Here is a 13714-nt window from a genome sequence, read left to right as displayed (position 1 = left end):
CTGCACGACATTTTTCAAACATGAAAAACCGTCGATCAGGCCGGCAAGCCGTCCTTTGCGGAGGCGGCTTTTAGCGCCTTCAGAGCCGCCTGTACGAAGCCTTCGCGCGCCGCTGCCGCCTCCACGCCACGCGGCTCATAGACATGGCGATGCAGAAAGAATGCCGTCAACCGGAACGCGGCATTGAGGCTGTCGATGTCGGCCGCACGGTTCTGCTCGCTATTGAGGAACGGGGGCAGCAGCAGCATCTTGTCAGCCCACGGTGCACCCGCAGCCCGACTGACCGCCCTGCCCGACTTCGGCGACACGTAGGCGAGGTCGGAACGCGTGCCGGTCGCGGCACATTCGGTCAGATCGAGGCCAAAACCAAGGTCGTTCAGCACAGCGAGTTCGAAGCGAACGAAGAGTTCGCCTGCGTCGGCCGGATTGTGGAGATTGTCGAGGATGACCTCGAGAGCTTCGAACAGGTGCGGATGCGGATCGCGTTCCGGCAACAAGCGTAGCAACGCGCCCATCGCCTGCACGCCATAGACGGCGGTTGCCGTTTCCATCAAGCGCGCGGCCCGCAACGTCAACGGTTCGACTCGAAATTCGCCAAGGTGCTCGTCGAGACGGGCTCGCCACGTGACCTCGACCTCGTTCCCAGCCTGGAGCACAGGCTGCATGGCCCGCGACCGGCCGGAGCGGACCATTCCGAGATGGCGTCCGCGCTCGCGCGTCATCACCTCGGCAATAACGCTGTTCTCGCCGTGGCGCTTGACGCCCAAGATGATTGCTCGGTCGTGCCACTGCATCGGAAACGAACCCTGAACTCTACGATTCGATCCTACCGCAACACCGACGCCCTGTCATGAAAAGGCGCTCAGGCGTCCGCCGGGAACAATTTCTGAAGGAAGTCGCGCATCGCCGACTCGCCAAACGGCTTGACGAGCAGCGGCACGTTCCGGAGGTCTTCGGGAAAGTCCTTCGTATCTGAATAGCCGCTCACAAAGCCGAAGGGAATGTTCACGCGCGACAGATGGCGCGCGAAATCGAAGCTCATGACCTCACCAAGGTTGACGTCCAGCAGTGCGAAATCGAAAGCCTCGGTCTTGGTCACCTCCATCGCCTGCTCGAGGCCGCTGACGATACTAATCGTCTCGACACCCACCTGACGAAGGATATCCTCCGCCTCCATAGCGATGATCAAACTGTCCTCAAGGACCAGAACACGGTTTGCCTTCATACCCAATACGCCCCTTGCTGAGTGTCGCCTAAGACGCTCGGCCCCTGCATTTTCCGGATTTCCACCTCTGACGCCCCATATCCGACGACTATCTACCGCTTAACTTGCATAGCCGCTTTTTCGTTTCGGGTCGATAAAAAGCAAGCAGGAAGAAAGATGGCATGGATGACCTTAGGTCCATGTCTCGCAGCATGCATTTAAAAAAGACATAGCGCCCGCATGCATTATATGAACGGCCGGACTTTTTCTCCAAGCCCTTCCCACCCAGCGGCGGCAAGCAGCCCTTCGCCATCAAGCACCTCGCAGGCACGCTCCTGCCAGCGGATCAAATTTCGATTTGATAATTTTTTCAATGTTTTATTCGTGTGAACGATCGATAAGCCGAGCGTATCCGCCACATGCTGTTGGGTAATCGGGATCGAGGCATTTTTGGTGAGAAGCTTTAGTCGCCTTGCCCGCTCGAACAGGAATGCAATGAGGTAGGCTGCGCGCTCGAGGGCTGTCCGGCGGCCGATGCTCAAGAGATGTTCATCAAGCATTCGCTCTTCCTGGGCCGCGATCCAGGTAATGTCGAAGGCGAGCGAAGGATGCTTGTTGTAAAGAGCCATTAGTTTGTCGCGTTCGAAGACGCACAGGGACACAGGCGATAACGCTTCGACTGAGTGCTGCATTTCACCCATGATCGTCCCCTGCAGACCGATCAGATCGCCCGGCATTATATAGTTCAGGATCTGCCGGCGCCCGTCTTCCAGCGTTTTATAGCGGAAGCCCCAGCCGGAGAGAACCGTGAAGAGATGAGCGCTATGGGCGCCCTCGACGAGGATTGTCGCGCCGGCGTCAGCAGCCAGTTCGCCTCGCTTGAACTTAGAAACGAAATCCAGCTCTTCGCCACTGAATTCCCGGAACGTCGGGTCGGCACGCAGCGGACACTGCTCGCACGGTGTTTTGAACGAGTGAGTGGCGCGCGGGGTTGCCATAGAGGCCCTTGTGCTCGATGACGAAAGCCGCCGGCAATGGCGGCGCGTTCATATAAGAACACGCAAACCCCAGGGTTGTTCCATACGCGACCGAATTTTTGCCGCAGAAACAACGCTGTAGAAGCTGTTTTCGCTACTTCGGGAAATCCAGCCCCATTTCGCGGAAGCGCTCGGGATCATCGCCCCAGTTTTCGCGAACCTTCACGAACAGGAACAGATGGACCGGCTGCTCGAGAATTTCGGAAAGCTCTCGGCGTGATGCAGAAGAGATGGCCTTGATCGTTTCGCCGCCCTTGCCGAGCGCGATCTTCTTCTGACTGTCGCGCTCGACGTAGATGACCTGCTCGATGCGAACCGAGCCGTCCTTGCGTTCTTCCCACTTCTCCGTCTCGACATGCGACGAATAGGGAAGTTCTTGGTGCAGGCGAAGGAACAGCTTCTCGCGGGTGATCTCAGCCGCAAGCTGGCGCATGGGGAGATCGGAAATCTGGTCTTCGGGGTAATACCATGGCCCTTCCGGCAGCGTCTTTGCCAGATAATCCATGACGTCTTCGCAACCGGACCCGTTCTCGGCCGAGATCATGAAGGTTTGCGTGAAGGTGACCTTCTCGTTGGCGGCTGCCGCCAGCGCCAACAGATCTTCGCGCTTGACCCGGTCGATCTTGTTCAGGACGAGGATCTTCGGCTGATGCACCTCCTTGAGGCCCTCAAGAATGGCTTCCGCGTCACCGCGCAAACCGCGCTCGCTGTCGATCAGCAGCATGATGAGGTCGGCATCTTTGGCGCCACCCCAGGCCGACGTGACCATCGCGCGATCGAGCCGCCGGCGCGGTTTGAAAATACCTGGCGTGTCCATGAACACGACCTGGGCATTGTCGTGGATCGCGATGCCCCGGACGATCGCACGCGTCGTCTGCACCTTGTGGCTGACGATGGAGACCTTTGCGCCGACCAAACGGTTCACCAGTGTCGACTTGCCGGCATTCGTCGGACCGATCAGGGCAACGAAGCCCGACCGTGTCGCACCCGCAGTTTCAGCGGAGCCGTCCGCCATTTCGTGTTCTTCTGTCATCTGTCCCGTCAGTTTCCGGCAGAGGATTTCTGCCAAATGCCTTCGCGCTCCAGCATTCGCGTGGCTGCGACCTGCTCCGCGGCCCGCTTTGAGCGTTCAATTCCCGTTTCGGGCTGAACACCGGCGACCTCCACAGTAACCGTGAAGCGTGGATCATGATCCGGTCCGCTGCGTTCATCAACCCGGTAGATCGGCGTGACGCCGAATTTGGCATGCGACCACTCCTGCAGTTCGGTCTTCGCGTCGCGCCGCGCACCGTCGGCGCGTGCTGCCCGCTTCTCCCAGAACTTCAGGATAAAGCGCCGCGCGACCTCAAGGCCGCCGTCGAGGTAGATCGCCGCGATGAGACTCTCGACCACGTCGGCCCGGACATTCATCATGCGCTTTCCGGTCAGCTTCTTGACGTCAGCGCCGGTGCGAATGAAGTAGTGCAGACCGAGCTCATCGGCGACTTCGGCGCAGGTATCGGCACTGACGAGCTGATTGAGACGGACCGAGAGCTCGCCCTCGGTTGCCGCGCCGAATGTGCGGAAGAGCAATTCGGCGACGCAGAGGCCAAGCACCCTGTCGCCAAGAAACTCCAGCCTCTCGTAGTTCCCGCCTTTTTGCGTGCGGGCACTCGCATGCGTCAAAGCCCGATCCAGCCGCTCCTTCTCGGCGAACTGATGACCGATCAGGGCTTCAAGCCGTGTCCGATCCGCCGCCGAGAGCGTCTGCGCCTTACTCATTCAACGCCCTTGAAGAGACGATCCCAGCGCATGTTCGTCGGCCACTTCCAGATTTCGCGGAACGATGTGTCGTTGCCGAGCGAGAAGAAGATGACGCTGGCGCGACCGACCAGATTTTCCGCCGGCACAAAGCCGACATCGAAGCGGCTGTCGAGCGAATTGTCGCGATTGTCGCCCATCATGAAGTAGTGACCTTCCGGAACGATGAACTCGCGCGTGTTGTCGCCACGGGAAACCGGAGACTGGTCGAGCGTGTCGTAGGTAACGCCATTGTCCAGCGTCTCGCGGAAGACGGGCACATCCTGGCCCGGATCTTGAGCATAGTCGGAATTGAAAGTGCCGTCCGGCACCTTCGGAACCGCCGTGCCGTTCACGTAGAGAACACCTTCCCGGACCTGAATATGATCACCGGGAAGGCCGACCAGCCGCTTGATGTAATCAACTTCGGGATTCGGCGGGAAGCGGAAGACAACGATGTCGCCGCGTTTCGGTTCACTCGCGAAGATGCGACCGCTGAACAGGTTCGGGGAAAAAGGCAGCGAGTACTTCGAATAGCCGTAGGCGAACTTGTTGACGAAAATGTAGTCGCCGACAAGCAGGGTCGGCATCATGGAGCCGGACGGAATGGTGAACGGCTGAAAAAACACCGTTCGGATAACCATCGCCAAAATCAGCGCCTGTGCGATGACCTTGATGTTTTCCCAAAGGGCGTTCGGCTTGGTTTCGACTTTTTCGGACACGCAGTCTTATTCCTTCAACGCGCCAATAACGACGCAACTCTTGTTTGCTTCTCTCTAGCGGCTTCGGCCGATTGCGGCAATGGCGCCAACATTAAAAGCGACTCTACGTCGCTGATCAGACGCTATCCGGCAGCGCTTCGATAATGACGAAAGCCTGCGCCAAGGGATAATCATCCGTTATCGTCAAATGAATGGCAGCCCTGTGGCCGGCCGGCAGCATCGATTGCAGCATCTCTGCCGCGCCGCCCGTGAGCTTCATCGTCGGCTTGCCGCTTGGCAGGTTCACGACACCGAGATCCCTCCAGAACACGCCTTGCGCCATGCCGGTTCCAAGGGCCTTGGAGCATGCCTCCTTGGCGGCAAAACGCTTGGCATAGGAGGCCGCCCGATTGGCACGCCGATCGGACTTCGCTCGCTCGATCTCGGTAAAGCAGCGATTGGTGAAGCGCTCGCCGAAGCGCTCGAGGGACCTCTCGACGCGCCTGATATCGATGAGATCGCTGCCGATGCCGATGATCATACGGTTTCCTGCACTGGATGTGACAAACGAATGCGGGCACGCGTCATCAGCCGTTCGCGGCGGCGCGTCTGGAAGCCCTTCACGGCGTAGAAGGTTCCGAAATACACGATGACAGAAGTCAAAAGTGCAGGCGGAATGGAGCCGACAAGCATCGGCTCGAGAACGGGTCGCCAGAGTTCGCTGAAATGCAGTTCGTGGAACAGCGCGCCGAGGTCGATCGATTGCCCCGGCATTGCGTCGTGACGCGCAAGCAGCAGGTGACCGATCTCCCAGGTCGCTCCCCAGATGAATGGGTAGGTCAGCGGATTGCCGAAAGCGGCGCAACCGAGCGCCGCAGCGACCATATTGCCGGAGAAGAAGTAACTGAGCACGAAGGCCATGACGAAGTGGACGCCAATAAAGGGCGTCCAGGACACGAAGATTCCTGCGGCGACACCCATCGCGACGGCGTGCGGCGACGCCGTCAAGCGGAGAACACGCATCGTGAGGTAGCGGAGCGGCCGCAAGAATCCCTTACGGGGCCACAGCAACTCACGGACCTTTTCACGAAATCCGGCAGGTTTTCTACGTCTGAACAACATGGCGCGTATGTAGTGCACGCCGCACCGGCGTGACAAGAGCGCCAGACCATCTCAGTCAATATTTGATCATCGCAGACTGAGCATTCACCAGGGGCGCGATATGCGATACGCCCCCTCCGTTCTTCAAGTATAGGCTCGGTATTACCGGATGCGGAACAGGCCGCGATCAACCTGACGCTGACGATATTCAAGATCGATACGGTCGAAAGAGCCGTTCAGGTAAGCCATTTCACGTTCTTCAGCAGTCGGCGCACGCAGTGCACGGGCGATCTTCTTAATCGGTGTAAACATTTCTTTGCCTCATCTTCTGTTCAATTTTCCGATGACTGGAAGATAGGCGCACGCGGCCGTGATTACCAACGCTCTAACATAGGCGCAGCCATGCGCATATCGCATACCTAGCCCTATATCCGTGCGATTTCCGTCACGAAACGATCACAAAATGTGCAACAGCCTTATTCGTAAAGCCGACGAACGGTTGCGACGCACTCCAGATCCTTCAGCTGGGCGAGCAGCTGGTTAAGCTGCCGTAGATCCCATACCTCGACGTCGAGCGTCATTTCGGTGAAGTCGGTTGCGACACGGACGGTATTGAACACCCGGATATTGACGTCGACACCGGCAACGGTCTGGGCGAGTTTCGCCAAAGTACCGGGCTCGTTCAACGCATTGACCATAATGCGCGCCATGAAACGCGACTTGTTGGCCTCGTCGAGATCCCAGCGCACGTCGATCCAACGGTCCGGCTGATCGTCAAAACGCTGCAGCGTCGGAGACTGGATCGGGTAGATCGTGATCGCGTTCCCCTTCTCCGTGACGTTCATGATCCCGACGATACGGTCACCGGGGACAGCGCCGGTCGGAGCGAACTGCACCTCGACATTGCTGGAGATGCCGCGGATCGGCATCGCATCCATATCGATGTCCGCTTTGACATCCGCGCCGTCGATGGCCGACTTGGGCTTGCCCGGGATCTTGAAGATCATGCCTGAGGCGCTGCGAACATTGAACCATCCGTCGTCGCCGCTCGGCTTGGCCGTCACACGCTCCTCCAGATGATCAGGATAAACCGCACGCAGCACGTCCAGTGACGACATCTCGCCACGACCGACTGCCGCGATGGCGTCTTCGACGTCTTTCTGCCCCAGGCGATGGAGCGCGGGCTTCATCGCTTCGCGCGAAAAGATCTTTCCGGCTCGGTCAAACGTCCGCTCCAGAATGCGATGGCCAAGGCCGGCATACTGTTTGCGGATAGCCAATCGCGTGGCGCGACGGATCGCCGCCCTTGCCTTGCCCGTTACGACGATCTCTTCCCAGGCTGCCGGCGGCACCTGCACGCCGGAACGAATGATCTCGACCTCGTCGCCGTTCGCCAAACGGGTCACGAGCGGCATGATGCGGCCATTGATCTTAGCGCCGACGGTCGTGTCGCCAATATTGGTGTGAACCGCATAGGCGAAGTCGATCGGCGTCGCGCCACGCGGAAGCGCGATCAGCTTGCCCTTTGGGGTGAAGCAGAAGACCTGATCCTGGAACAACTCAAGCTTGGTATGCTCAAGAAACTCTTCAGGACTATCCCCTTCTGCGAGTGCCTCGATCGTATGGCGCAGCCAGGAATAGGCATTGGATTCACGCGAAAGGATATCGTTGTCTGAGGTCGAAGCGGCGTCCTTGTAGAGCGTGTGGGCAGCAATGCCGAACTCTGCAATCTCATGCATGCGCCTGGTGCGGATCTGCAGCTCGATGCGCTGGCTGGATGGACCAACGATCGTCGTGTGCAGCGAACGGTAGTCGTTCTGCTTCGGTGTCGAGATGTAGTCCTTGAAGCGGCCGGGGACCACGCGCCAGCGGGTGTGAACTATACCCAGCCCCCGATAGCAGGCAGGAATATCGTCAACGATGATGCGGAAACCGTAGACATCCGAAAGCTGCTCGAAGGACAGCGACTTCGACTGCATTTTGCGAAACACGGAGTACGGCTTCTTCTGACGCCCCTTGACGATCGCGCCGGTCATCCCGTTGGCAACGAGCAGATCGCCCAGTTCGGTCTCGATCTTCTTGACCAGACCTTCGTTGCGCTTCGAGAGTTCCTCCAGCCGCCCGGTGACAGTCTCGTACGCTTCCGGGTTGATATGGCGGAATGAGAGGTCTTCCAGTTCCTCGCGCATGTCCTGCATACCCATGCGCCCGGCCAGCGGCGCATAGATATCCATCGTCTCCTCGGAAATGCGGGCGCGCTTTTCCGGCGACATGTGATCCAGTGTGCGCATGTTGTGCAGGCGGTCGGCGAGCTTGACGAGAAGCACACGCACATCGTCGGAAATGGCCAGCAGCAGCTTGCGCAGGTTTTCAGCCTGCTTGGCCTTCTTGGTGACGAGATCGAGCTTCTTGATCTTCGTCAGTCCCTCGACCAGTCGCCCGATGTCCTCCCCGAAGAGCTCATCGATCTCGGCGCGGGTTGCCGTCGTATCCTCAATGGTGTCGTGAAGCAGCGCAACCGCGATGGTCGACTCGTCAAGGTGCATGTCTGTCAGGATGGCGGCAACTTCCAGCGGATGCGAAATATAGGGATCGCCGCTCGCACGCTTCTGTTGTCCATGCTTTTGCATTGCATAGACGTAGGCCTTGTTCAGCAGTGCTTCGTTGGCATCGGGCTTGTATTTCTGAACCCGCTCCACGAGCTCGTACTGCCGCATCATCCCGAAACCGCTCCATTAAAAAAGAAAAGCGCGCCAATCACGGATTGGCGCACATGATATGCAATAATATGCCGAAGCTATAATGGTGCAAGGTTGACGATTAGTAATCGTCGCTCTTTTCCGGCGGCACCAGGCCTTCGATACCAGCCAGAAGCTCTTCTTCCGACATCTGGTCGAAGGTAATCGTTTCCGGCAGGTCTTCCTGCTCTTCGCTGTCTGCCGCGGCAACGCCGCCGGCTGCGATGAGGCTCGCCGGATCGGGCTCTGGCTCGTCGATTTCGACGTGCTTCTGCAGCGAATGGATCAGATCTTCCTTCAGATCATCCGGAGACAGCGTCTCGTCAGCAATTTCGCGAAGCGCCACAACCGGGTTCTTGTCGTTGTCACGATCGATCGTGATCGAAGCGCCCTGAGAAATCAGCCGGGCACGGTGGCTGGCAAGCAGAACCAACTCGAAGCGGTTCTCAACTTTATCGATGCAATCTTCAACGGTGACACGGGCCATTGCCTGTCCTTTGCGGTCGTGATCTCGGGATTAACACGCCCGATACAATTAAAACCGGGCAAATTCAAGTTTTCATTGCGCAAAGCCCCAACTCACAACGCCAACGAATTTTGGATGCAAAGCGGGTTTCCACCAAAAGTTGCTTGGAATATCGCGAATCGTGCCCTAAATCTTTCTTATATGAATAGTTCATAAAGTAAGAATTGTTCCAAGCGATCGCATAACCCATTGTTTTTTTGGGTTTCTGACGAAAGCATTAAGATTGCTCACATTGGATTGGTACGCGATGTTTGATCCACGCGAAAAAATTGCTCTTTTTATCGATGGCGCCAATCTCTACGCTGCGTCCAAAAGTCTGGGTTTCGATATCGACTACCGCAAGCTGTTGAAGGCATTTCAGAAACGCGGCTATCTCCTGCGCGCCTACTACTATACGGCTCTGATCGAAGATCAGGAATACTCCTCCATTCGCCCGCTGATCGATTGGCTCGACTACAACGGCTATAAGGTCGTCACCAAGCCGGCCAAAGAGTTCACGGATTCGATGGGACGCCGAAAGATCAAGGGCAACATGGATATCGAGCTGGCGATCGATGCCATGGAGCAATCGGAAACCGTCGATCATCTCGTCATCTTCTCCGGCGACGGCGACTTCACGACGCTTGTCGAGGCACTTCAGCGCAAGGGCCGCAAGGTCTCGGTCATCTCGACGATGGCAACGCAACCGCCGATGATTGCCGATGACCTGCGCAGGCAGGCCGATCACTTCATCGATCTTCTGTCGTTGAAGAACGAAATCGGACGCGATCCTTCGGAGCGGCCACCGCGGCCTACGACCGAACCTGCGGCACCAACCGACCTGGACGCCTAAATTCGAGCGTTCAGCGTCGTCTTCAACGCCGATGCTCGGATTCCGATTAGCCGTTGTCCTTGAGAAGACGGCTCTTCTGCCTGTTCCAATCGCGCTCTTTCTCGGACTCGCGCTTGTCGTGGAGCTTCTTGCCCTTGGCGAGCGCCAATTCCATTTTCGCGCGGCCGCGGTCGTTGAAATAGATCTTCAACGGAATCAAGGTCATGCCCTCGCGGTTGATGCCGGCGCGCAGCCGGTTGATCTCGCGGCCGGAGAGCAGCAGTTTGCGGCGCCGACGCGGCTCGTGATTGAAGCGGTTTGCCTGCAGATATTCAGGTAGGTAGGAATTGATCAGCCAGATCTCGCCATCTTCGTCGGAAGCATAGGATTCGGCGATATTGGCCTTCCCCTCGCGCAACGACTTGACCTCGGTGCCCTTGAGCACGAGGCCGGCTTCGTAGGTGTCGATGATCTCGTAGTTGAAGCGCGCCTTGCGGTTTTCCGCCACGATCTTCTTGACCACGCGCTCGCTGCCTTTGGGCGCCATAACACATTCCAAAATGCTCGAGGGCGCGACGACCGCGCCCTTCTCTCTTGCCTTTATGTAGGGGAACATCGGCTGCCTGTGAAGGCAGGCCGAGCAGCTTGCCTCAGTTCAGCAAGCCGGCATGACGCATGGCGGCATCGATCGCTACTTCGGTGGCGGGTTCCAGCGTCGAAATCAGCGGCGAACGCACGTTGCGGCTCATTCTTCCCAACTTTGCGAGGCCATATTTCGCCCCGCAAAGACCGGGTTCCAGGAAGATCGCCTTGTGCAAGGGCATCAGACGATCCTGGTATTCCAACGCCTTGGCATAGTTGCCGGCAAGCGTCGCGGCCTGAAACTCGGCGCAAAGGCGCGGCGCGACGTTGGCTGTCACCGAGATGCAACCGACGCCACCGTGGGCATTGAAGCCAAGCGCCGTCGCATCCTCACCCGACAACTGTCTGAACTCCTTGCCGCAGCTAAGGCGCTGCTCGGACACGCGCTCGATCTTGCCGGTGGCGTCCTTGACTCCAACGATATTGGAGTGCGCCTTGGCAAGTGCGCCCATCGTTTCCGGCGTCATATCGATCACGGAACGGCCGGGGATATTGTAGATATAGATCGGCAGCTTCACCGCCTCGGCGATTGCCGAAAAATGTGCGATCAGACCCTTCTGCGTAGGCTTGTTGTAGTAAGGCGTAACCACGAGGATCGCATCCGCGCCCGCCTTCTCGGCATGCTGGGCAAGTTCAATTGCTTCGCGCGTATTGTTCGAACCAGCGCCGGCCATCACAGGCACGCGCTTGGCCGCAGCCTCGATGCAAAGTTCCACCACCCGCTTGTGCTCGGCATGCGACAACGTCGGAGATTCGCCGGTCGTGCCGACCGGAACGAGACCGCTGCTGCCTTCTTTGATCTGCCAGTCGACGTGGCTCGCGAACGAGGCCTCATCCACCTGGCCAGCATCAGTGAAGGGAGTGACGAGAGCGGGAATGGATCCCTGGAACATGCAGAACTCCTCATGGCCGACTTCACGCTTCGGCCGCATTCCTTGAATATTGGTGGGGCACCATAGTGCGGTGAAATCGCCGCGACAAGCGCGCAGGGATCGGTTTAGGGCAAATTCCGATAGCAAATGTGAACGAAGTTTACTGGCTTCAGTAAGCTTTCGTTAAGATGGCTCCCGCCAAATGGTTGGGCGTGTTTTCATTGCGAGAGTCCCATGAAGAGAGCAGTCCTGATCCTGTCCGCCCTCGGCTTTACCGCCGCCGCGTGGAGCAGCCTGGCGTCTTCGCTTCCGAATGAGGCCGTGCCCGTTCCCGATGTAAAGCCGATAGGTTTCGTTCCGCAGACGTCGGTACCGGAATCAATCATCACCGGCTCGATTCCGCGCAGCCAGGCACCGATCAACAGCGACCTGAAATCCGGGCTGGACGCGCTTTCGGATAACAATCCCGCGCAGGCGATTTCCATTCGTGACCGTATGGGAAGCGGGACGCTTGACCGGCACATTCTGACTTGGGCAATCGCGGTCTCGGGCCAGAAGGGTATTCCCTCCTCGGAAATCGCCGGAGCCGCCCAGGAGTTGCAGGGATGGCCGGGGCTAGCGAAGCTACGGGCCTATTCCGAGCGTGCCATCTACGACGAAAACCCTGCCCCTGGCTCCGTTTTGGCTGCTTTCGGGCAGACTGCGCCCGAGACGACGTCCGGCGCGATGATCCTGTCTCGGGCACTCGTCGCCACCGGCAAGCAGAGCCAGGCGGCAAAGTACATCCGGAAGGTCTGGCGCGGCGAGACACTCGACAAGCCGACTGAAGACAAGATTCTCGCAGAATTCGCCAGCCTGCTGACACCAGCCGATCATAAGGCGCGAATGGACTACCTGATGTATCGCAATCGCGCGGCGCAGGCCAAGCGCTTTGGTGATATGGGGCAGGTTCAATCGCTCTACAAAGCCTGGGCGGCTGTTATGAACAAGGCGCCCAACGCCGGTGCACTTCTCACCGCTGTCGACGGCCAGTGGAAAGGCGACGCCGGCTACCTTTTCGCACGCATCGAATACCTGCGAAAACAGGACAAATATGCGGAAGCGGCCAAGCTATTGCAAAAGGCCCCCCGCAATCGGGACGAACTGGTCAATGCCGGCGAGTGGTGGAACGAACAACGGATTGTGAGCCGCGGCCTGGTCGATCAAGGGGAATTCAAGACCGCTTACGGGATTGTTGCCAACTACACTGCAACAACACCCACCGACGTCGTTGAGGCGGAGTTCCATGCGGGCTGGTACGCTCTGCGGGGCCTACAGGACGCGGCGGCAGCACAGGCGCATTTCCGCAAGATCCTCGATTTTTCCAATGGACCGATTTCGGTGTCTCGCGCCTGGTACTGGATGGGACGGTCCGCCGAGGCCGGTGGACCTGGAAAGGCATCCGAATTCTATGCCAAGGCCGCCAGCTATCCGACGACCTTTTATGGGCAACTGGCCAGCGACAAGCTCGGCCGCAAGACACTGAATGTCACCTACCCATCACCCACCCAGGCCGACCGGCAACGCTATCTTGAACGCGAAGCGGTACAGGCCATCGCCCGCCTTGACGCGGCCGGCCATGGGTGGCGGGCGAAGAGCCTTTATCTCGCGCTCGCCGAGCAACTGCAGAGCCCCGGCGAACTTTCGGTTTTGAGTGCGCAGGCGGAACGTTCAGGCGACCACCATCTGTCGCTGCAGGTCGGCAAGATCGCCTATTCGCGCGGCGTCGATGTCGCAGCGCTTGCCTTCCCTCTCGGTGTCATTCCGACGAACGCCAACATTTCCGGTTCCGGCAAAGCACTCGCGTACGCGATCGCCCGGCAGGAGAGCGCTTTCGACCCGGCCGCGGTTTCGGCCGCGGACGCTCGCGGGCTTTTGCAGATATTGCCGGGAACCGCGAAGGCCGTCGCTAAGCGCCACAGCATCGCCTATTCCAAGGACCGACTGACAGCCGACGCCGGCTACAATGCGACGCTCGGGGCACATTATCTCGGCGAGCAGATCGACGCCTTTGGCGGTTCCTATATCATGACGTTCATAGCCTATAACGCCGGTCCCAAGCGTGTGCCTGAATGGATCGGCCGCTACGGCGACCCACGCGGCCAATCGATCGACACCATTGTCGATTGGATCGAGCGGATCCCCTTCCCCGAAACCCGCAACTATGTACAGCGGGTGATTGAGAACTATGAGGTCTACAAGGCACGGTTGGGTCAGCCGAGCGACATCGTCCGCGACCTGACCTACGGCCGTTCCTCCTGATT

General features: G+C 58.6%; 15 protein-coding genes. 2 read left to right on the top strand and 13 right to left on the bottom strand.

Annotated elements, in window-relative coordinates; genetic code table 11:
* Positions 1–35: 35 nt before the first annotated feature.
* From recO to rpoZ, 11 genes are all read right to left on the bottom strand, one after another.
* The gene (gene recO, locus FHX16_RS14390; RefSeq protein ID WP_183859461.1) at positions 36–794 is read right to left on the bottom strand and encodes a DNA repair protein RecO; all 759 of its coding nucleotides are present in this window, start codon (positions 792–794) and stop codon (positions 36–38) included.
* Positions 795–862: 68 nt separating this feature from the next.
* On the bottom strand, positions 863–1306 hold the full coding sequence (locus tag FHX16_RS14385) for a response regulator (RefSeq protein WP_405049287.1): 444 nt from the start codon (positions 1304–1306) through the stop codon (positions 863–865).
* 143 nt (positions 1307–1449) lie between these two features.
* Positions 1450–2202, bottom strand: coding sequence for a Crp/Fnr family transcriptional regulator (locus tag FHX16_RS14380; RefSeq protein ID WP_183751652.1), 753 nt, complete (start codon positions 2200–2202; stop codon positions 1450–1452).
* A 133-nt stretch (positions 2203–2335) separates the two neighbouring features.
* Positions 2336–3274: a GTPase Era gene (gene era / locus FHX16_RS14375; protein WP_019279736.1), complete on the bottom strand. Its 939-nt coding sequence runs from the start codon at positions 3272–3274 to the stop codon at positions 2336–2338.
* 8 nt (positions 3275–3282) lie between these two features.
* The gene (gene rnc / locus FHX16_RS14370) at positions 3283–4002 is read right to left on the bottom strand and encodes a ribonuclease III (RefSeq protein ID WP_016553382.1); all 720 of its coding nucleotides are present in this window, start codon (positions 4000–4002) and stop codon (positions 3283–3285) included.
* Positions 3999–4742 carry a signal peptidase I gene (gene lepB, locus FHX16_RS14365; RefSeq protein ID WP_183751654.1) on the bottom strand — a complete coding sequence of 248 codons (744 nt, stop codon included), beginning with the start codon at positions 4740–4742 and terminating at the stop codon, positions 3999–4001. The genes rnc and lepB overlap by 4 nt, the downstream gene beginning before the upstream one ends.
* 115 nt (positions 4743–4857) lie before the next feature.
* Complete coding sequence (gene acpS / locus FHX16_RS14360) at positions 4858–5262, bottom strand: holo-ACP synthase (protein WP_183859463.1); 405 nt, start codon at positions 5260–5262, stop codon at positions 4858–4860.
* Positions 5259–5843, bottom strand: coding sequence for a DUF2062 domain-containing protein (locus FHX16_RS14355; protein WP_183751656.1), 585 nt, complete (start codon positions 5841–5843; stop codon positions 5259–5261). Before FHX16_RS14355 ends, acpS begins: the two co-directional genes overlap by 4 nt.
* Positions 5844–5984: 141 nt before the next feature.
* Complete coding sequence (locus FHX16_RS14350; RefSeq protein ID WP_065814341.1) at positions 5985–6134, bottom strand: DUF3563 family protein; 150 nt, start codon at positions 6132–6134, stop codon at positions 5985–5987.
* Between the two features lie 164 nt (positions 6135–6298).
* The gene (locus tag FHX16_RS14345; RefSeq protein ID WP_183751658.1) at positions 6299–8542 is read right to left on the bottom strand and encodes a bifunctional (p)ppGpp synthetase/guanosine-3',5'-bis(diphosphate) 3'-pyrophosphohydrolase; all 2244 of its coding nucleotides are present in this window, start codon (positions 8540–8542) and stop codon (positions 6299–6301) included.
* A gap of 100 nt (positions 8543–8642) precedes the next feature.
* The gene (gene rpoZ, locus FHX16_RS14340; protein ID WP_016553376.1) at positions 8643–9047 is read right to left on the bottom strand and encodes a DNA-directed RNA polymerase subunit omega; all 405 of its coding nucleotides are present in this window, start codon (positions 9045–9047) and stop codon (positions 8643–8645) included.
* 286 nt (positions 9048–9333) lie between these two features.
* On the opposite strand from rpoZ, the gene FHX16_RS14335 reads away from it, so the two are divergent.
* A complete protein-coding gene (locus FHX16_RS14335; protein ID WP_016553375.1) occupies positions 9334–9918 on the top strand; it encodes an NYN domain-containing protein in 585 nt (194 codons plus the stop codon).
* Positions 9919–9964: 46 nt separating this feature from the next.
* On the opposite strand, the gene smpB is transcribed toward FHX16_RS14335, so the two are convergent.
* Entirely contained in the window at positions 9965–10444 is a 480-nt protein-coding gene (gene smpB / locus FHX16_RS14330) for an SsrA-binding protein SmpB (RefSeq protein ID WP_025659866.1), read from the bottom strand.
* 103 nt (positions 10445–10547) lie between these two features.
* Positions 10548–11432 (bottom strand): 4-hydroxy-tetrahydrodipicolinate synthase, encoded by an 885-nt coding sequence (gene dapA / locus FHX16_RS14325; RefSeq protein ID WP_259129118.1) that lies wholly within the window; start codon positions 11430–11432, stop codon positions 10548–10550.
* 213 nt (positions 11433–11645) lie between these two features.
* Here dapA and FHX16_RS14320 point away from each other — a divergent pair, with 213 nt between their 5' ends.
* A complete protein-coding gene (locus tag FHX16_RS14320; protein ID WP_259129117.1) occupies positions 11646–13712 on the top strand; it encodes a lytic transglycosylase domain-containing protein in 2067 nt (688 codons plus the stop codon).
* Positions 13713–13714 lie beyond the last annotated feature (2 nt).

The sequence above is a fragment of the Rhizobium sp. BK661 genome (genome assembly GCF_024808825.1).
Taxonomy (GTDB): Bacteria; Pseudomonadota; Alphaproteobacteria; order Rhizobiales; family Rhizobiaceae; genus Rhizobium.
Note: the sequence above shows the minus strand (reverse complement) of the source record. Positions and strands in the feature narration are given on the sequence as shown.

Bases quoted from the DNA above. Each gene is read 5' to 3' on its own strand.
- FHX16_RS14350 (WP_065814341.1), bottom strand. From the start codon at position 6,134: ATGTTTACACCGATTAAGAAGATCGCCCGTGCACTGCGTGCGCCGACT.
- FHX16_RS14320 (WP_259129117.1), top strand. From the start codon at position 11,646: ATGAAGAGAGCAGTCCTGATCCTGTCCGCCCTCGGCTTTACCGCCGCC.
- acpS (WP_183859463.1), bottom strand. From the start codon at position 5,262: ATGATCATCGGCATCGGCAGCGATCTCATCGATATCAGGCGCGTCGAG.
- era (WP_019279736.1), bottom strand. From the start codon at position 3,274: ATGACAGAAGAACACGAAATGGCGGACGGCTCCGCTGAAACTGCGGGT.
- FHX16_RS14355 (WP_183751656.1), bottom strand. From the start codon at position 5,843: ATGTTGTTCAGACGTAGAAAACCTGCCGGATTTCGTGAAAAGGTCCGT.
- FHX16_RS14345 (WP_183751658.1), bottom strand. From the start codon at position 8,542: ATGATGCGGCAGTACGAGCTCGTGGAGCGGGTTCAGAAATACAAGCCC.
- FHX16_RS14335 (WP_016553375.1), top strand. From the start codon at position 9,334: ATGTTTGATCCACGCGAAAAAATTGCTCTTTTTATCGATGGCGCCAAT.
- rnc (WP_016553382.1), bottom strand. From the start codon at position 4,002: ATGAGTAAGGCGCAGACGCTCTCGGCGGCGGATCGGACACGGCTTGAA.
- rpoZ (WP_016553376.1), bottom strand. From the start codon at position 9,047: ATGGCCCGTGTCACCGTTGAAGATTGCATCGATAAAGTTGAGAACCGC.
- recO (WP_183859461.1), bottom strand. From the start codon at position 794: ATGCAGTGGCACGACCGAGCAATCATCTTGGGCGTCAAGCGCCACGGC.
- FHX16_RS14380 (WP_183751652.1), bottom strand. From the start codon at position 2,202: ATGGCAACCCCGCGCGCCACTCACTCGTTCAAAACACCGTGCGAGCAG.
- smpB (WP_025659866.1), bottom strand. From the start codon at position 10,444: ATGGCGCCCAAAGGCAGCGAGCGCGTGGTCAAGAAGATCGTGGCGGAA.
- dapA (WP_259129118.1), bottom strand. From the start codon at position 11,432: ATGTTCCAGGGATCCATTCCCGCTCTCGTCACTCCCTTCACTGATGCT.